Source organism: Gilliamella sp. B2889 (assembly GCF_026536885.1).
Classification (GTDB): Bacteria; Pseudomonadota; Gammaproteobacteria; order Enterobacterales; family Orbaceae; genus Gilliamella; species Gilliamella apicola_E.
On record NZ_JAFNNF010000001.1, the window covers coordinates 262,003 to 281,823 of the forward strand.

The 19,821-nt window shown below is 33.6% G+C and carries 20 protein-coding genes; 1 reads left to right on the forward strand and 19 read right to left on the reverse strand.

All coding sequences use genetic code 11. The features are described 5' to 3' along the window. Positions 1 to 251 precede the first annotated feature (251 nt). Complete coding sequence (locus J3U09_RS01225; protein WP_267356780.1) at positions 252 to 1,634, forward strand: APC family permease; 1,383 nt, start codon at positions 252 to 254, stop codon at positions 1,632 to 1,634. Between the two features lie 120 nt (positions 1,635 to 1,754). On the opposite strand, the gene J3U09_RS01230 is transcribed toward J3U09_RS01225, so the two are convergent. From J3U09_RS01230 to J3U09_RS01320, 19 genes are all read right to left on the reverse strand, one after another. Further along, entirely contained in the window at positions 1,755 to 2,018 is a 264-nt protein-coding gene (locus tag J3U09_RS01230; RefSeq protein ID WP_065734887.1) for an HPr family phosphocarrier protein, read from the reverse strand. A 147-nt stretch (positions 2,019 to 2,165) separates the two neighbouring features. Further along, complete coding sequence (locus tag J3U09_RS01235) at positions 2,166 to 3,101, reverse strand: phosphatidate cytidylyltransferase (RefSeq protein ID WP_267356781.1); 936 nt, start codon at positions 3,099 to 3,101, stop codon at positions 2,166 to 2,168. 38 nt (positions 3,102 to 3,139) lie between these two features. Further along, positions 3,140 to 3,598 carry a hypothetical protein gene (locus tag J3U09_RS01240; RefSeq protein ID WP_267338567.1) on the reverse strand — a complete coding sequence of 153 codons (459 nt, stop codon included), beginning with the start codon at positions 3,596 to 3,598 and terminating at the stop codon, positions 3,140 to 3,142. Further along, positions 3,592 to 4,896, reverse strand: coding sequence for a phosphatase PAP2/dual specificity phosphatase family protein (locus tag J3U09_RS01245; RefSeq protein WP_267356782.1), 1,305 nt, complete (start codon positions 4,894 to 4,896; stop codon positions 3,592 to 3,594). The genes J3U09_RS01240 and J3U09_RS01245 overlap by 7 nt, the downstream gene beginning before the upstream one ends. Before the next feature lie 2 nt (positions 4,897 to 4,898). Then, a complete protein-coding gene (locus J3U09_RS01250) occupies positions 4,899 to 6,650 on the reverse strand; it encodes a bifunctional alpha/beta hydrolase/class I SAM-dependent methyltransferase (protein ID WP_267356783.1) in 1,752 nt (583 codons plus the stop codon). Between the two features lie 3 nt (positions 6,651 to 6,653). Beyond that, the gene (locus J3U09_RS01255; RefSeq protein WP_267353313.1) at positions 6,654 to 7,271 is read right to left on the reverse strand and encodes a CDP-alcohol phosphatidyltransferase family protein; all 618 of its coding nucleotides are present in this window, start codon (positions 7,269 to 7,271) and stop codon (positions 6,654 to 6,656) included. A 925-nt stretch (positions 7,272 to 8,196) separates the two neighbouring features. Then, positions 8,197 to 8,520, reverse strand: a complete 324-nt coding sequence (locus J3U09_RS01260; protein ID WP_267356784.1) for a hypothetical protein — start codon at positions 8,518 to 8,520, stop codon at positions 8,197 to 8,199. A gap of 356 nt (positions 8,521 to 8,876) precedes the next feature. Further along, positions 8,877 to 9,176: a TrbM/KikA/MpfK family conjugal transfer protein gene (locus J3U09_RS01265; protein WP_267353315.1), complete on the reverse strand. Its 300-nt coding sequence runs from the start codon at positions 9,174 to 9,176 to the stop codon at positions 8,877 to 8,879. 41 nt (positions 9,177 to 9,217) lie between these two features. Next, a complete protein-coding gene (locus J3U09_RS01270; RefSeq protein WP_267353316.1) occupies positions 9,218 to 11,128 on the reverse strand; it encodes a type IV secretory system conjugative DNA transfer family protein in 1,911 nt (636 codons plus the stop codon). 2 nt (positions 11,129 to 11,130) lie between these two features. Beyond that, positions 11,131 to 12,147 carry a P-type DNA transfer ATPase VirB11 gene (gene virB11, locus J3U09_RS01275; protein WP_267353317.1) on the reverse strand — a complete coding sequence of 339 codons (1,017 nt, stop codon included), beginning with the start codon at positions 12,145 to 12,147 and terminating at the stop codon, positions 11,131 to 11,133. Between the two features lie 134 nt (positions 12,148 to 12,281). Beyond that, positions 12,282 to 13,370, reverse strand: a complete 1,089-nt coding sequence (gene virB10, locus J3U09_RS01280) for a type IV secretion system protein VirB10 (RefSeq protein WP_267356785.1) — start codon at positions 13,368 to 13,370, stop codon at positions 12,282 to 12,284. A 106-nt stretch (positions 13,371 to 13,476) separates the two neighbouring features. Then, entirely contained in the window at positions 13,477 to 14,247 is a 771-nt protein-coding gene (locus tag J3U09_RS01285; protein WP_267353319.1) for a TrbG/VirB9 family P-type conjugative transfer protein, read from the reverse strand. Further along, positions 14,231 to 14,977 carry a virB8 family protein gene (locus J3U09_RS01290; RefSeq protein ID WP_267353320.1) on the reverse strand — a complete coding sequence of 249 codons (747 nt, stop codon included), beginning with the start codon at positions 14,975 to 14,977 and terminating at the stop codon, positions 14,231 to 14,233. Before J3U09_RS01290 ends, J3U09_RS01285 begins: the two co-directional genes overlap by 17 nt. Further along, positions 14,974 to 15,126, reverse strand: coding sequence for a hypothetical protein (locus J3U09_RS01295; RefSeq protein WP_176713965.1), 153 nt, complete (start codon positions 15,124 to 15,126; stop codon positions 14,974 to 14,976). Before J3U09_RS01295 ends, J3U09_RS01290 begins: the two co-directional genes overlap by 4 nt. A gap of 9 nt (positions 15,127 to 15,135) precedes the next feature. Then, positions 15,136 to 16,071: a type IV secretion system protein gene (locus J3U09_RS01300; RefSeq protein WP_267353321.1), complete on the reverse strand. Its 936-nt coding sequence runs from the start codon at positions 16,069 to 16,071 to the stop codon at positions 15,136 to 15,138. 2 nt (positions 16,072 to 16,073) lie between these two features. Beyond that, positions 16,074 to 16,733 (reverse strand): type IV secretion system protein, encoded by a 660-nt coding sequence (locus tag J3U09_RS01305; RefSeq protein ID WP_267356786.1) that lies wholly within the window; start codon positions 16,731 to 16,733, stop codon positions 16,074 to 16,076. Positions 16,734 to 16,737: 4 nt separating this feature from the next. Beyond that, positions 16,738 to 19,134, reverse strand: coding sequence for a conjugal transfer protein (locus J3U09_RS01310; RefSeq protein WP_416380018.1), 2,397 nt, complete (start codon positions 19,132 to 19,134; stop codon positions 16,738 to 16,740). Then, on the reverse strand, positions 19,103 to 19,468 hold the full coding sequence (locus J3U09_RS01315) for a VirB3 family type IV secretion system protein (protein WP_065734900.1): 366 nt from the start codon (positions 19,466 to 19,468) through the stop codon (positions 19,103 to 19,105). Before J3U09_RS01315 ends, J3U09_RS01310 begins: the two co-directional genes overlap by 32 nt. A gap of 37 nt (positions 19,469 to 19,505) precedes the next feature. Then, entirely contained in the window at positions 19,506 to 19,751 is a 246-nt protein-coding gene (locus tag J3U09_RS01320) for a conjugal transfer protein (protein ID WP_065734910.1), read from the reverse strand. Between the last annotated feature and the right edge of the window lie 70 nt (positions 19,752 to 19,821).

The window sequence follows — 19,821 nt, forward strand, 5'->3', positions numbered from 1 at the left end:
GAGAGCTTAACCTAAATATAAATCACTTTCTTTGAGTCTAAAAAATCTATTTTTATTAAGAATTGTTCAGAAATAATTCATATTAAATGGTTAAATCCAGAATTTACTAAATTAAATGTCAATATAATAAAAATTAGCTTGCATAATTATGATAATGTGGCAGAATTCCCTGCCGCTTCAAGCGGGTAAAAGGCAAAACTATACTTAGTAGTTTTTTATTGTTTTTTGGGACAGAGGAGCAAAAATAAATCATGTCCGCAATAAAAATGAAACGAGTTTTAACCACACCTGCATTAATTGCATTTGGTTTAGCTTATATGGTTCCTTTAGGGATCTTTACCACTTATGGGGAAGTTACCGTTGTCAGTAATGGACACTTACCTATAGCCTACATCATCACCCTTGCCATGATCTTTTTCACAGCATTGAGTTACTGCCGAATGGCAAATAAACTCCCTATTGCTGGTTCGGCGTATACCTATGTACAACGAACTTTTGGTGGAAAAGTTGGTTTCTTAGTTGGTTGGGCACAAATTCTTGATTACCTATTTTTACCAATATTAAATTATTTGGTTTTAGGAATATATCTACATGAGCACTTTGAGAATATTCCAGCCTATGTATTTGTATTAGTATCGATTATGGGTGTCAGTATATTAAATTATCTTGGTATCAAGTTAATCAATTGGGCCAATATCACTTTAAATTTATTTCAAGCGTTATTTATCGTATTGTTTATTATTATAACGTTAATAAATGTTGATTTAACACCCGAAGCGATGCTAAAACCAATATCAGTTACACCAGATGACTTTAGTGGTTTATTTTCCGGAGCCGCCATATTATGCCTTGCATTTTTAGGTTTTGATGCAATAGCGACACTGGCTGAAGAATCAAATGAAGCGAAAAAAACCTTACCAAGAGCTATTATTGGCACCGTACTTATTGCTGGTTGTATATTCCTAGTTGTTTCCTATTGTGCGCATTTAGCGTATCCGCAATGGACTGATTTTGTTGATAATAGAGATACAGCGAGTTTGGATGTAATGCACAGAGTTGACAGTATAAGTCATTTAACCAATATTCTTGGCAATTTTGGTAATGATTTTATATATAATTTCTTCCAAACAGCATATTTAACTGGTGTATTTGCCTCAACAATGACAGCACAAACTAGTGTATCTCGAATTTTTTATGCTATGGGACGTGAAGGTGTATTACCTAAACGAATCTTCTATAGAATTCATCCACGTTTTAGAACACCTTACTTATCAATAATTTTTGTTTCTATTTTTTCATTATTCTCTTTGGTTCTTGATTTAACCTTAGTGATATCGATGATAAGTTTTGGTGCATTAGTCGCTTTTACCTTTGTCAACCTATGCGTTATCAAAAGCTACTTAGGTGGTGAAACCAAGAAAACAGTGTTGATGCTATTAAAATATGGACTAATGCCTGCAATTGGTTTACTACTTTCGTTGTGGCTATGGACTAGCCTTGAATCGACAGCAATGATGGTTGGATTGATTTGGTTGGCTTTTGGATTCTGTTATCTAGTTTATTTAACTCGATTTTTTACAACAACATTACCATCAATTGATCATTCGGAATTGGATTCAATTATCAAAGATTAGATAATTCTATTAGGTCTACTTAAAAGTATTTAGTTCATGCCCTTTAAAAATAATCCCGTCGACCAAGGTCGACGGGATTTTTATTTTTAAGTAATAAAACTTGATTAAAATCGCTTAAAATTATTCACCAAAACCTGTAGCAAATAATTCACGGATTTCATCCATAGCTGCTTTTTCATCTTCACCATCACAGATGATTTCAACAGTTGAACCGCCTTTAACGCCAGCACCAAGTAAACCCATCATACTTTTTAATTTAATAGCTTTATCGTTATAAACAAGTTCAATTGATGATTTATAACGACCAGCTAATTTAACAAGTGTCGTTACTGGGCGGGCATGTAAACCAGTTGAATTTTTTACTACCATTTGCTCTTTTAGCATATTATATGTCCTTACTTATATCTAACGTTAATACGATACCTGTATTTATATCATAAATTCATTTTTTTTGCTCTTTTTTAGCGTTAATTTTTGAAATTTATTCATAACATTCTGATTATTAATAGCTGTTTATTAATAATACTAAAATTACTCTACCCAGAAATATCTCACCACATGGAAAAAAATTGGAGCAGCAAAACAGATTGAATCGAAGCGATCAAGTATTCCTCCATGACCACCTATAAGCCTTCCCCAGTCTTTTACACCCCTATCACGTTTGATGGCAGACATCACTAATCCCCCAAAAAAGCCCAAGAGTGTAATCATTAGCGAAATTAAACCCGATTGCAGAAAAGTAAAAGGCGTGATCCAGAACATACATGCCCCAATAAAACTGGCTGATAAAATACCGCCAACAAACCCTTCTATCGTTTTCGCTGGTGAGACATTTGGGCTAATTTTATGTTTTCCAAATAATTTTCCAAAAACGTATTGCAATACATCTGATAGCTGAACGACGAGTACTAGATAAGCGATTAACAACAGGTTACGACCTTGATAATTTTCGATGTCTAACACTAATAATGCTGGCACACATGAAATACAATAAACCGTAATCATCAATCCCCATTGTACATCCGCTATTCTTTCTAAAAAATTTCGGGTCGATCCTGTAATCGTAGCAAATATTGCCAGGAACAAAAACGCATAAACTGGAATAAAGATACTGAATAGACCATACCAAGCATAAGCGACCAAAATATATTGCACAGGTAAAGCGATACCAAATGCAAAAATTAATGCAAAATAGTCGTAGCGATTAATCGGTGTTAAAATAAGAAATTCACTTAAAGCTAATCCCGAAACAATAAAAAACAAAAATATCACTGCCAATTGACCTAACCAAAAAGCCCCACCAATAATGGCTACCATCACCCACCATGCATTAATTCGAGCATTTAAATTATCAATACTGGGGGATTTGCAGCGGTATTTTAGAAGCTGACCAATTATCGATGCCATCAACAAAAACAAACCGATGCCCAAAAACAATAAAAATGTATCATATTGATAATGGGACATCTTAATTCTCCTTGTGTGTAATGTTACAAAAAAATCCGTTAATTATTGATAATACCATTAATGACAGCAAAAACGATTAAACAATTTTGTAATAAAAATAAAATTATTTGGAATCTTAACAGCGATAAAACTCCCTTTTGGCGATCATCCACTGTCCTTAATGTTGGAGCATTAATGAGTTTTAAATTGATTAACGCCTTATCCATCGCCAACAACTCATTTTGCAAATGGTCTGAATGATTGGCTAAATATTCAAATAACTTTTTATCAAAAGCGACTCTTATAGCGTAATATTTACTTACTAAACCAAGGAGAAAAATAATCAAACAAAAAATAGTTAAAGCCCCTTCCCCAAAACTTATCAAAGCAACAAAAGCACCCAATACTGATAAAAGCATAGAATAAATATCAATCTGTCTGCTAATTGATAAATAATGACAAAATATCTCCAAATCGGTTTTGCTAATACTATTTTGCAATGGGTCCGAACTTAACATCTCCCTATCCCTTCTTTAATCGTTGAAAACCAATTGGATAAAATCAATTGTTGTTGGTTAGATATAACAATCGAATTCCGACAGGCTTTTACTTTGTTTATTGCTTCTTGTAGATTATTGGCTCTTTTCGTCCATAATAACCACGCAATAACAGCGGTTGCACTTCTAGAATAACCTAAAGCACAACAAACTAATAATTTACCTTGTTGATGATAAAGTTCAATAGTTTTCGCGGCTTGTTGACACTCTTCCTGCGAAAGTGGGGTCATATCTAAAACGGGAATAAGAGTATATGCACCTTTAAAATGTCCAATTGGTAACTCGGCGCACAAATCTACCACGGAATTATAATGATTTTGCTTTAAGCTTTGACTGGATGGAATGCGGCCTAAATAAACTTCATCAACGATCAAATCATCAGTTTGATGTCTGATTGTCCATATCCTTGAATTTAGCCACATAATGATAAAATATGGGAAAAAAAGGAAAATAACGGGAAGCTTAAAATGGCCATTTTGTTGTTTTTGAAAGCCTGATGAGAACAAATAGTTAGCAGCAACCAATAACAAAGCACCTGCCAACCATAATAGAGCCCATACAGAATAATAGACAACAACGGCCAGTGATAACAAGCTCAAACCAAAATAAATCAATGCCCAGCAATAGCTTGACGGTCGATGTTTCATCTGTTTTTCTCTCTTATCTGGCCATAACCAAATACAAAAACACCCAACCCATAATCCAGTTGGAATATCAAAAAAATGATGCTGCCAAGTGGTTAAAACTGAAAGTCCAATTAACAAGCACCAAATATGTAAAAAATAACGACTCAATCCACGAAAATAGTTAGCGTAAAACTGCCATAAAATAACTAATAACGTAATATGTAATGAAGGAGCTTGATTAAATGGCTTATCAAATCCCATCAAAATATCAAACATCAATCCAAAAAATCCGTCCAAAGCCGGACGATCAAAATAGAATTTCAGTGGAAAAAGCAAAAAACAAATAATACAAATGACTTGCGCCGTTAACAGCCGTAAACCAAGAGTCTTAAGAGATTGCCATGAAGATGTTAGTAAAATGGCAAAACCATACATGAGATCGATAGACCAATAAGGAACAATCGTCCATGGCCAAAGTGGAATATTACGTTCCCAACTAAAAAATAGACTCGGTATCCCCTCACGTTGAGACGTAAACCAGTTAGCAAAATTGTAACTAGTAAAAAAGAACACCGATAAACCGACTAACCATATACACTTATAAAAGTTAAGCCGGTTAAATACTTTTAGCATAATTAATTCGAATTTCGTTGCGCAAGCGAAACGGTAAAAATACCCCACTGATCTACCAACATGGTAACTTTAGTAAATCCAGCTTCCTCAACTAACTGATCCATCTCAAGCTGAGTCCGTCGTCGCATAATCCATGCTTTTCCTTCTCGATGAGAGGTTAAAGCTCTAGCAATAAATTCAAGTTGAGGATGCCAAGGTTGATTGGTATAAATTAAATATCCCCCTGCTGGAATCACATCGGACAACCCTAACAAAGATTCACGTAATAACTGATTATCATCAAACAATTCATATAAACCTGAAACCACCGCTAAATTAGGTTTTGGAGATAATTGTGAAAGTTCATTACGACTAAATGCATCACCTTTTTCAAAACGGACAATATCACTTAAACCTTGTTGTTCTATGAGTATACGCCCATCACGAATATTGATATCACTATAATCACGTAATAGAACCGAATTTGGTTTATGGGCAATTTGATTAATCGTTTCTAGAATGTAGCGACCATGTCCTGCAGCTATATCAACAATGTTAACTTCATCAGATTGTAGCTTTTCAATAGTTTGCTTTAACAATTGCTCTAAATGGTTTTTACGTTGTCGAATACCCCTCCAGCCAATAGATTGCAAATAGAGATAATCAAAAAATTGACCGAGTTTAGAGGAACCAGAAGGTTCATTTCGATAAACATAATCTAGTGTACTACCCGAATCAAATCCTGTTTCTAAGCCTAGCTTGATACCATCAGACATTTTACCAGCATGTTTTAAGGTCGCTCGAACACACTTCCAATACCATGACTTAATCCATCCAGAAGGCGGTAATGCTAATTTATCGGTTTCCATGCGAGTATAACCAACTCGATCAGCATTTGTTAATACCGGAACATTGGGTTGATTTGCAAAACAGCCTTGTATAAACCGCCTCGCCCTATCGATAGCCATGTAACGATCTTTCTCGCCAAACGTATCGTGATAAAATTTTGGTAAGATATGGAACTCTTTTTGGTTTGTTCCTAGATTATCATAAAAGATTTTCTGTGGTTTACGACGCACCACAAAATCAGAGCCAGAAACGAGTAATTGAGTGGGAACAGTAATGGCGTTGGCATCTTTAACAATTCGATCTGATACCGCATAAAGATCAAGCAATAATCTAACTGAAATAGGTCGAGTAATTAATGAATCTTTATTAAAAGATTCAGCCCGACTAGTATCATGCGTTAATAAATTCGGTTTGACATAACTATTTACGAAAAAATTTCCTTTTAGATTATACAGTAACTTAAGTCCTGGCACAGCTAATGGTACATATAACTTAACGCTAAATGCGGGTGATCCTAAAACCAAGGCGCGAATATTTGGCACATAATCATGCACCCAAGCGCTTGCAATTACCGCCCCTACACTTTGAGCGATAACGGCAATATCTTGCATACTCAAAGAGTATTCCTCAATGATATGCTTAATAAAACAATCAGCATCTTTAATTAGCGTGGCAAAATTGGGAGCATCACCACGCTCACCTTCTGATTGACCGTTTCCTCTCGCATCCCAAGCAAAAATATGGTAGTCAGGTAAATCAAGTTCATCAGCCAAATGGGCTACTCGTCCAGAGTGTTCATGACCTCGATGAAAAAGTACAATGGCTTTTGAAGTCTTTTGATCATTAGTCTCAACAGCTGGCCAATAACGATAAAATAATTGACAACCATCATGACTAATAAATGTTTTTTGCTGCTGTTCACGCATAAGCTAATCCTTGATATTTGTTGATTCTTGCAATCCCTTTCTAACTCTATTAACTACCGTAATTAATAACAAAAAGATAATTAGCCACAATACAGTATTAAGCCAATCAAGTGGTAACAAATAGGTAGAAATGCCTAAACTTATTAGGCTAAAAACAAAAGCCCGATCACTTTTACCCATGGGGCCATCATAACGTCGTGAGCTACCTATCATCACACCGAGTACTCCAGCAAACTCAGTTAAAAAAGATAACAAAACGACTAAAATAACTAAACTGTTATTGACCTGATTCAATTGAGTAAAGATTAATAGTAATACAGAATCAGAAACCACATCACAAATCTCGTTTAAATACGAACCAAGATTTGATTTTTGGTTATATTCTCTTGCTAGCATACCATCAATCGCATTGAGTGCCATCCGAATAAACATCCATAATGGTATTAACAAAAATAACCATAGATGATCTGCAAAATAACCAACAAACATAGCAACTAATATCGACCCAACACAAGCACCTAATGTCACCTGATTGGCAGTTATTTGTGAATCATAGAGCAACTTCACATAAGGACGAAGCAATGCTTGAAAGCGCGATTTTAATTGATAAATAGAAAACATTTTTCGTCCTTTAATACATAATTAAACAATACGTTGTAATTGAGTATACTTTAATGAGCTATATAAAGGGAGTGATTAATGAAAAATTATTTAAGGATTACTTTTTTTGTATTTTCCAACACAATAATTTAAAAAAATCATTACAAATGATTAAACTATCAATAGTTGCATATCAAGAGCTAAAGTAATCATATAATTTTTCTAATGAAAATCTATTCAATAATGAATTGGCAAATCTTCTAATCACAATCTGATGAATACACATTTGGATACTTTTCTGCTGATCGTTTGACAAATTAATCAACAATTAGTGAACTAAAATTAAAGCAAATTATTTTGTAAATCGTTCGCTGGCTGAAACGCTATCAAAACTCGCTCATAAAACATGCCATGTCTGGCAACATTATGAGCATGATTAAAATGTAGAAGCCGATATCATAATAGAGTTTTGGATCAAAAAAATAGCATCAATCAAATTGATGCCATCAAATACTGTTTACAAGGCGGAAAAGGTCAATAAATGAGACACTACATTATAAAAGATAGCTTGTTTCAGCAAGTTGTATATAACTTACTAATTAGTGGATTTGAAATATTGTAGAATAAAAAATATTCAGAAAATATGGCTGCTCAAATAGTTAAAGTTAATTACAACATGAAGATTTACCAAATAAACCAAACACCTAAAAATAATATTAATTTAATTAACAAAATGTCAAAAACAGTTAACAGTAATTCAATTTAGATGGTAGGAAATTATGATTTATCAATAATAAAACTAATTTCAAAGGGAATGTACACAAGATATAAATTTATATGTCCCGACTATGGGCAAAACCATGAAAAGTTTGACTGGTGGTAATTATAACAAATTTTTAGTCAACCATAAATGGTAACAATTACCATTCATGATATCATAAGATTTTTATTTCTTGATCCACACGACTTTTTTATTATTACCGAACGCAAGTTCATTTGGTGAGATTAAAGTGTATTCGATACGATTACTACTCATACTTCTTAAATAATTAGAATCTTCCTTCACATCAAATGTTGAATTTCTATTTATCATAGGATCTACATGATTCACTTCATAATGATCACCTTGTGCAGTAATTGTAACAGTACTCGAAATAGAGTTAGGATTAGGCTCAACCCACGTTCCAGAAAATTTTCCTGAAACATTATCATTACAACCAACTAGGGCAATAGAAAAAAGGCAAACTGCAATTACTTTTTTTAACATCATTATTTTCTCCAATTAATTTATATCATTTTCAATTTTTTAAAATTTAACTTCATCAGATAAATCCAAAAAACACGATAGTGCAGAGCTTAGAACTATAGAAAATTGTTATTTATCGTTAATATTAGAAGCAATGATAAATTCCATTCTTTATAATCAGAATTATACTTTCCCAGTGATGGTAACACAAATAAATGCCCAACATACTAGGTAAAGTATCATCACCACATTTATAATAACCAGTTTTTTCGGAATTTCCAAGAGCATCAGCAATAGCGTTCCCTAATTCTGGATTTTCTGCTTGAATACTCAAATATTTTTCTTTAAAAGCCCTAAAGGGCTTTTAAATTATCTATTAATTAACGTCTTAAAGCCCCAAATTTAGAAATAATATTTTTAACAATTTTTGGATCAGCGGTAGGACAGCTGTTTAAGAAGCTATTTCTAGCACTAGATGTACGACCAATATTAAATTTTCCATGTTTTTTAGAAATTATACTAAAAAAGTCTTTTACTGCTGAAGAACATTCGGATGGATTTGCCCCATTCATTTTACCATACATGCACATAACAACTTTGCACGGATCACTTTTAGCAAATACCGATGGTGCTATTAACATTGAGCAAACAGCTAATGGAACAACTAGTAGTTTTTTCATTTTCATAATTGATTCTCCTTTGTTTCTGGTACATCATATCTTTAAACTATATGAGTAGGTCTAAATGAATTAAATTTTAGTAAGGGAACATCTATAATGTTGTTTTCAGAAAAAATTTTTCTTTCAATAAAAGCCGGTTCATCAAAATAAACTATTTTATGGGCAATAAAAGGGCGAACTTTTTCCATGATCACTATTTCATTAATCCCTAAATTAGTTTTTTTACCCGCACGAGTTGTATAAACTTCTGAGCCAAGTTCTACAACTTCTTGTGGTAATAAAACATCCCGTCCCTGCTCCGAAAAATTATCACTTTTAGATCCTCCACCTTTAGAACGTGAATTTGATTTATTTTTTACTTTGACTGTTTTTTTACCAATGGTTTCACTGATAATTTTTGCATCATCAGAAACTAATTTTGGCGGATAATTTATTTGTACTGCACAGTTATCTATTAATACTTTAGCTCCTTCCTTTCCATAAAGTTTATCGTTTTCTATTTGTCCCCTAGCCTGTATAATTATCATGTATCTGAGATTATATCCAGCTGTATAACCAATTGATTTTTCGATTATTTCAACCTTACCCATAGATGTAAATTCATCTAATACTAACAGACACTGATATTTCAAAGATGGGTCTTGTTCCGGTAATGTTTTAGTATTAACAGAAATTAATTGACTAAAAAAAAGATTTGTCAATTTTGCATAAGTCATTAATGAAGTCGGAGCAAGTCCGAGATAAATAGACATTCTCTTAGTTCGAACGTCACGCAAATCAAAATCGTCACCGGAAGTTGCAGCTTTACAAGCTGCATTAGTAAATATGGATAGTGGAGCGGTAAGAGTAGATAAAATACTACCCTGTGTTCTTTCTGGCGTAGCAATGAAACGCCGGAATTCAGCAATACAGCCATCTGAAAGTGGCCGACCTTTTAGATCTGCAATTTCGATTTCTTCGTCCATCCATGTTGCCAAACCTTGCGCTGGTGAAGTTAGACTTAATAATTGGGCCATAGTAACTGGCATGCCAGTGTATTCGAGATCGAGCATATACAACACTAAACCCTTGAATAGGTTACTTGCTAGTTCATTCCATACATCATTATCTCCCCCACTATTTGGATATAAAATCTTACTAATAATCATAATATCGCCATCCCTAAAATTAGGATTTCGATTTATATAAGTTAAAGGATTATATCGATGAGATCGCAGAAGCTCGCCTTTTTCATATCTATTGATAATGTCATTTTGTTCTTCTTCAGACATCGATTTGAATTTATCTGAGCTTTTGAATTTATTAAACTCTGCATCAGTGAATGAATAACCATCAGGACAAAATAAAAATACTTCTTGTCCCCTAGATTTTCTATATCCTCCCGTATAAATAAAATTCTCCAGCTTAATATCGAGAACTACAGCACTATCTCGATAATTTAGAAGATTTGGTATAACAATACCGACCCCTTTTCCCGATCGAGTCGGAGCGGCAATATAAATAAATTGTTGGCCAATAAATTGCAAAAACTTACCTTTATAACGTCCTTTATGCATCTTACCGATTAATACAGCAGGATGTTTACTTTCTATCAGTTCTTTATCGGAAGGAAAAAGTCCACTTTTAGATAAGTCCATATCATTTGCAAGTCTTGCACTTCCAAACAATTCTTCCTTTTTTCGTAAATTTAATAAAATAAATATGGTAAAAAAGAACGGCAATAAAAAAGTAATGACCATACCAATGAAACCACAAATAAATGCAACTTGATTACTGTCAAATTGGCGGTAATTAAAGTAATATTTCCAAAAACTAAAAATCCCTAGAGAAGCTAAATCTAACCCTTTCATTTTCATAAAGATGAGGCCAGCCACATACTGACTACCAATAGTAAATGCTAAAATAACCAGTAAAGAGAAACAGAATAAGCCTATTTTTTTTTGTCTAATCATGTTTAACCCATTGCTAAAATTTCATTTTTTTCCATAGGATCAAAAAATATTTCTTTTAAAAACGAACCTTTAAAAAAACAAACAATATCTATTGACGACCTAACGATCTTAAAAATGTGATCATAATCTAATGTTCTGCCGTCTTCTGATTGCTTGACCAGTCCAGTAATACGACTAAATGCACTATAGCAATCATTTGCATGTGTAGTGGTTACACTCCCCGAGTGACCTGTATTTAATGCTTCAATATAGTTCCATGCTTCATCTCCACGTAATTCAGCTAAAAATATATGATCTGGCTTCATACGCATGCATGATTCAATAACGTATCTAGGAGGACGAATTTTATTTTTATAGAAAAGATGTAAATGGTTGGGATGATTGGGTAAATCAAGCTCATGAACATCTTCAATAGTAAATATTCTTCTTGTTGGAGGGTAAAGATCAACTAATGCCTTCATTATTGTTGTTTTACCTGAACCTGTTCCCCCAACAAGCAAAATATTTAGGCGATTTTCAACAGCCATAGTGAAAAAATCTTTTATTTTTTCCTCCTTATAAAGCTTATATAAGATCGCCTGTTGATCAGTTAAATCATTACTTGCTCGACTTGCATATTTGAAGCCTCTTAATCTTCCCGTATTTTCATAGTCAGACAAGGTAAACCTTGATTTTGAGGGCTTTCTAAATGTCATTGATATACTACCATCCTCGACCATTGGTGGAATTACAATTTGTCCCCGCTCGCCATCCGGCAAAATAACTGACGAAACTGGATTATTAAAATCTAAAGGAATACCATCGTTACTCATAACAGATAAAACCGTTGCTAATTGCTCTAATGACGCATAATCTACTCTAGGCTCATCTATAAATTCCCAGCCATTCCCCCGATCAAACCAAATTCTATTAGGCTGATTAACAGCTACTTCGGTTATTCCTTCTAGATCTAATATTTCCTGAATACCAATTTTCTTAAGAAATTGATATGCCATCAACTTATTATGTGGAATATTCATTAGATTTATCCAACCATCTCATAATTAGTTGTAACACTAAGTGTTACGCTCGGGACTCCCTCCGTTAAATAATGTAAAATTGGATTTTTACTCAGCTTTTCAACTATGGTTATTTTATTGATCATTGCTATCTCCTATTTTCTTACTGTCCTATATATATCTCTAAAATCGACATCACGAGGCACTAAAATATAAAGCATCGTCCCTTGATTTATATATGCTGTAGGCGGTATATTAATAGTATTTTCAAGAGCAATTGATGCCATGTTATTCATGGAGTCGGTTGTCGAATCATAACTGATTCGGTTATCACTTTTCGATAAATTATTAGATACAGTTTTAAAAGCATCATCTACAAAAGACAACATAATAGCTCCACCAAAACGCTCCCAAAAGTGAGTGTCAACCCAAGCAGGTGCACCACTTGCACCAAGCGTATCTGTTCCCAGACTATCAATTTTAATACGGATTTTTCCGTCCTGTGCTGTAGTCCAGTTAACAAATACTCTAGCTTTTCCTTGTTTTATAACTTTTTTCTGTTCACCCATAAACGTGGTTCCTGCTCGCAATAATAAAACATCACCATTACTTGAATAAATATCTTTAGTTAGAATACATATAGGCACGCTTGGATAATCAGTCACAATTTTTGTTTTTAACACACATGGCAATAAAGTACCTCTAGATAACAAAAACTTCAGATCTTCAAGCTGGGATATACTCCCATTTTCGAATTCTTCACCCCTCAATGTATCATTCAAACTGGAATCACTACTTGAACTCTCTTTAGATTCATTACCTGATGAGATAACGACCAGTGTCTCACCCAACAACTTTCTATCAGCTGGGGTCTGTTGTTTATCATTAGAATTACCTGATCCGGTACTGCCATTGGGTGAATCTGAATTGCTATTCTTCTCAGCTAACAGCTCTGCTTCTTTTAAAAGTTTTTGACGCTGTGCTTCTTCTTCAGCTTTTCTTTTGAGTTCAGCCTCTTCTAGCTTTCTTTTTCTATCAGCCTCTTCCTGTTTTCTCTGTTCTTCTTGTCTGAGTATCTCAGCCATCGTCGAATTAATACTAGATTTATTGTTATAGTCCCCCCCAACATTAAGCGCTTCATCTTTTTTAGTTTCATATGATGAGTCTTCACTAGTACGAAATAAAATAGAACTTAATATAAGTAGTACTATAAAAAAGATTGATAGTAATACGACTAACATCATCACTTTTTTATTTTTTGAACGCCCTGTTACATTTATTTTTCCTCTATCTTTTACCTCTTTGCCTGTTAATGGGGGAATATAATCCTCATTATCATTAATTTGATCATTAGAAGTCATTAATTACAGCCCTCTTCTCTCCAGTGGTCGTACCATCGTCATTGTATGACTGTGGAATACTACTATTAGTTTTTATGGCCATTACTCTGTCTCCAAGCCTAAGCATAAAGTTATTACTAATTTCATGTATGACCATCACATCACGTTCTAGATGTGTATTAGTAATAGCCTCTTTTCCATCTTCCATTACTCTGTAAACAATCGGTAAATCTTTTGAAGATGAAAAGCGCATACAAGTAAAACGTCCATCATCCCATATAGCTAAAGGTGATAATTCTTTATCCCCTTTTTTATAGTAATTCCAATTCATAAAACTAGTTGAACATGGTGTAGTTCGTTCTTCGTTTACTTCATTTTCTGGATATGAAAATCTAACAAGCCAGCTTGCGTTATCTGCGCTAGACGCTGTTTTTAGACTCAAAATATACGTTCGCTTATTAGTAACGAGTGTTACATTAGTATCAGGTTGTTTAGCAATCGGTCTAATAAAAATATTATTAGCTCTAACAGAAACATTCCATGCAAGCGGATCTCCCAACCCCATTCCGGCATTATTTGTTGTTAAAACTTCTGATTTATCTAATTGAATAAGGGTTGAAACACCTTCTTTAACACTGATTTTTGTTACATCATCTCTATTATATTTAACAACTTGTACTCTTTTATCATAACGAGTACGTTGCGGATTAATCTCAGCAAATACAGAGACTGAAATACAAAAAATAAGAGGACAAATAAGATATTTATTTAACTTCGACATTTTCTACATCCACCCGATAACTAATAACCTCAAAACCTAACGGATTTTCAAGTCGTTCCGCTTCAGTTTTAATTTCTTTTTTATAATCAAAATCTATTGTTGCTATCCAAGTTGTTGGCTTATAACCAGCTGCTGGCGTACCATCTTTATTTTTAACCAATTTTACAAACCGAACTTGTGCTAAATTATTAATGAATGTAATCCCACGAACGGTTACAACAATTTTTTTATCCTTTCTCAAGACTTTTAAAGGAGATAACGCACTTTGAATATTAAACTCATATTCAGAAAATACATTGTTATTACTTAGTAACTTTGTTATATCAAACATATTTTGAATGGTATCCCAATCATATGACTCTCGATTAATGACGAATTCTTTTAAAAAGTATTTAGACAAAACCTCATCATATGTGACTTTATCGTCAGCTAAAGGTTTGGCAATATCAATATAACCACTTGTTGAATCTACTCGCATAACATATGGAACAGCAGTTTTTAAAGGGGTTAAGACTGTAAGTGCAATACTTTGCAAAACACAACAAATACCAAGCACTATCGTCAGTTTCCACCCCATTTTTAAGAATTTGGAATTACGTTCATTTTCATTCACAATAAAATTCTGGATGGATTTATAATATAAATCAGCTTCTTTTTTCTGTTCTGACGTCAATGCTTTTGACGCCATTTGTGTTTTTTCTATATTTTCATCGTAATATTCTTTTGTCACTTATTTACTCCTTGCTCAGTGTTTAATTGTCCTTGCTTTTGAATAGCAGGATTAACCATTTCCCACTTACCCTTTGGTTGTTTTGGCACAGGAGCAGAACAACTAATTACACTGACAAAAACAAAACTCGATAATAGAACTTTCAACATATTAACCACTTATCCCCCTTTACCTTTACCTTTCATTAGACCACTTATACTATTAGCCAATTTTTTACCGGCCTTAGCACCTAAGCCTCCCATACGGCCTAACATACTATTCATATTGCCATTTAAACTATTTATACCCACACCACCAGTTAAACTTGAAATCAATGTTCCCACTTGTCCGAGAATATAAATGCCTATAAACATCACAATAACGATTTGATATACTCCCTCAAATTTTAATGTTTCTGTGTCAAATGTCTCATTGATAAATGAAATAAATAATTTCAAAACAATACAATATCCAAGTGTTAATAAAATATAGTTAGCACATTGACTACACCATGATGTAAACATCCCTCTAGTGGCTGGAAATATTGATAGACAAATAAATATCGGACCAACAGACATCAAAATAGCAACCATTAGTTTTGCAACAAGCAAATATGCCGTTGCATATAACGCAAAAACGGCAGATGTTAACCAAAGTAAAAGCCAATAAAAAACGGCTTGCATAGCTAACCCCCAATTATCAGACCATCCAAATTTCATTTTTTCTTGCAGCTTTTCAAGAGATTTATTGATCGATGCCATAAATTCATCTAACATGGTTGTACTTACACTATTACTACCGAAAAGTGCGGAGCTTAGATTGTCACCCGCCTCCAAAACAAAGGGTATAACATATTTTTGATAATATCCGGCCGAATAACAAACAGCGCCAACCAGAACAATCATCACCATATTTTTCAATATGTCCGTTATAAACATGTCATTCTGAGCAGTAACAATTTGCCATGCAACATAAACACAATACGCCATGATTGCCGCAAGAATTAGTGGCAAGATAGCAGTGCTTATTGATGTGACATTAGACGCTATTTGTGAATTGACGAGATTAGACACATTATTATAAAGACTGGTTAAAACGCTGTCGCCCAAAGCCATTCTTATTTACCTCGATAAAACTTTTCAAACTCGACAGCCATTTTATTTTTTTTAAGTCTGTCCTGTTGTTCTAAAAGTATAGCCATCGTATCAATTCGAGTTTTATCAATTTGATTTTGTGCTATCTCAAAAGCCAAACGATTATTTAAATCTTCCTTTTCCTGCGGTGTTTTTGCTTCATTTAACAATTTTGCTAATTCAACGATGTTTTCAGCTCGCTTTGTACTGGCTTCATATGACTGTTGCATGAGATCATAAGAAACCAGCAAAGAATCAATGTTTTTTTGAAATGATTCTGATTCAGAAGTTACCCCAAATTTTTCACGCAATGATGACAAATTTTGAGAATCATTCATCTCAGTTTTCCAATCATCAATGTTTAAATAACTCGAAATAGTAGGATCAACAAACACATTACCAAGCCCCCAATTTCCCTCAAATCGACGAAGTTGCTCTTCTGATTCTTTTTTCAATTTTTCATTAATATTTTTTGCTTCTTCAATTTGTTCTTTTAAAGCGTTTAATTGCTCCAACGCTTGTTGAGCCTGCTGTAATGCATTTTGTACCGTTTGAGCTATTGCAGCTGCATCAACGGTTGGGATACCAGTTGAATAGGAATTAAAACTAATGACTAACCACGTAAATAAAAACAATTTTTTCATATTATTACTCCTTTCGTAATATTTCTTCTATAAAAATAGGCATCCAAATTTTTGGATCATCTCCAACCTCTTTTCTAATTCTTTCACAAATTTCAATTCCTTTATGTGTACCGGATATGATTGGTAAATATTCGTCAAAACCTTCTAGATCCATTTTTGCAAAACATGATGAATTAGATTGCTTAATAAGAAATGTACGACTAGCAAGATCTAAACGTCGTAATCGATCAAACTCTTTAACGGTTAGGCCGACTTTCTCATATGAATTTTTATATTCGGCATCAGGATTTGGTAAGAATATTTTTGTCGGTGTTTGCTCAACAATAGCTTCAAAAATGTTACATTTAATAGCATCCGCAGGAGATTGTGAAACAAGTCCTATAAACTCATTTTTAATACGACCAGCTTTTAACGTGCTTTTAATTAATTCTTGTGTGGTCGGATAGTTCGCAGGTTTCCAAAACTCTTCAATTAACGTTAGCATCAACCTACCCGCATTATGTTGTTGCATTACCTGCTTATAATATAGCAAAACTGCTAATAGAGGCTCACATGCCGGATGGTCATTACCCGATGAGTCTTTCTCAAGTACGACAGTAGTATCAAAACCTACTTTTGTATAATGAATAGGATTAAATGTATTAGTCGGACTATCTACCGCCCAAGCCAATTTTCCACCTTCGCTTTCACAATATTTACTTAAACGTAAACGAAGACTTGAACCTTTATTAATTGACGAAAGTAGTAAACCGAATCGACGCATAAATAAAGGCATTTCTAAAACAGCATTAACAGAACGTCTAATTATTTCAGCGTCTTCATCTGTCACTCTAGCATCTACATCCCTAGCACAAGACTCAACCCAACGGTATAAGAATGATTTCAAGCTATCACTAGCAACTTCTTCAAGCTGGAATGGATTAAAACCAGTAAATTCACCTTCTTTTATAGAAAAATAAGCCCCACCAAAACCTCTGAAGGTCATTTCAAGAGAACGGTTATAATCAATACCGAACATCATAGGATGAAATCGCTGTAAAAAAGTTGCTATTGCACCTTCTAATGTTGTTTTGCCCGCACCTGTAGCACCAAGTAATAGAAAATGACCAGCAATAGCTTTTCCTGTAACATTTTTATGAGGATGACTATAATGGGTATTAAAAAAATACAATCCATCAGCAATAGTTTTAAGAGGCATGATAGCCGTTCCATCACCAATCGGATTACCTTTTTCTTTACCGAATGAATAATTATGCATCGAAAACAAACATGCTAAATTAGTTGTAGTTCTTCTAGAATCAAGGGGACGCAAATTTGAATCGGGTAAACAACTAAGAAAAGCTTGATAACCCTCAATAGTTGCTTTCATCAAACTGAAGCCCCCCCCGCTAGTCAAAAATTCACTGGATACTTTTGTCCCTCCGTCCAATGCTTCTTTAGCTGTTTCACCCAAAACAGTCAAAGAACTTTGATAACTACCGAACATTGCCTTGCCTTCAGCTAGAGTAGCTTTACCAATTAGAAGTTCATCTATAGCTTCGCTCATTTCTCCGGATGATTCTAATTGATTTATTTGTTGATCTATTTGTTTCTGGACTTTAGTTGTTGATGCAAAAATAAAAGATTGTGTGAGTACAAACTCATAAGGCAACGTTAAAAGAAAATCCCATTGGCCCATTACTGTTCTAAAAGAGAAACCTTTCAGAATATAATTTGTTGCATACTTTACTTTTGTTGTTGATTTATTTCTAATTTCCAATAAATCATACCCAAAATACCATTCACTTTCGGGTATTTGTTGTCGAATAGGTGTATCAGAAAGCGGAATATCAAGTGACTGATTATTTAGTAAATATGCTAAAAACTCCGCAATCTCTGATTTGAAACCATTTCTTCCTAAAACAGTAACACTAAATGTTTTTAAAACGGCTTTGGATTGCTCTATTATTGTGTTCAAAAACTCCATGCCTTCAATAATATCCGACGTTTTTAATACGAAACTGACATAATATTCTGTTTTAAAAAAATTATTGTTATCGAATAGATTGCAATATTTATTAACAAATTTCTGAGCAAAAAGATTATTTTCAAAATTGTATTTTGTATCTAACTTTACCTTTTTCTTAATTAGATGTGTCCACACTCCCAATGAACCACCATATTCTTTACCTAATACAGTAAGATAATCTTTGAAGTTTAAAAATGCTAACTCAATTTGATTATCTGAAACCGATTCAAATGGCATACCATCAATAACTAATGTACACAATAATTTATTACTACCAATTGATATAATATTATCGCTCAAGTGATAACCGTAGTCTGGGATATATTTGTCTATCGATGACGATTGTTGATTTGATTCTTTACTAATTTTCGAATTTGAATTTTTGCTTTTCATACTTACGCCTTATAAACATATCTCCACAATGAAAACTAATAACGTTGTTACGTTGTAGTACTTTCAGTAAAAAACCATTCAATCTCAACTTTGTAATTCTCATTGCATTTGGTTCAGTTTCACACATAGCCCTAACAATAAAAAAAATCATTCCAGATATAAAAGGAAATATTATTGCTTTAAGAAAACCGAACAAAACAAAACAAAGAAAAAAACCGAACATTCCAAACATACCTATCCCTAATAATAAAAGGAGCGGAACCCCCATCACTAAAGCAGGTCGATTAAAACCGTTATAAGTAATATACTCATCTACTTTTTTATCTGTTTCCATTACAATACCTTTGTAAAGGGTCATTAAAACCCTTTTTCTATTGGAAAAGTGTTAACATCCAGTTCCCGCCAACTAATGCACCTCCAGCTACACTACAATAAAGAAAAGCCATTCCAACTTCATTCCATTGTTTACGTTCCATAAATGCCATCGTAATATTGTAAATTAGATAAACTAATGCACCGATCCCAGCTATACTGAATAACCAAGTTTTAAATTCTGTTAACGCAGAAGTACCAGCTTGTAATCCTCCCGCTGCTGAAGCAACGTTAATGAATGACATTAATAAAGTAAAAATAACCAATTGAAATTTATTAAATTTTAATCTGTTCATAAAAAACCTTTTATAATTT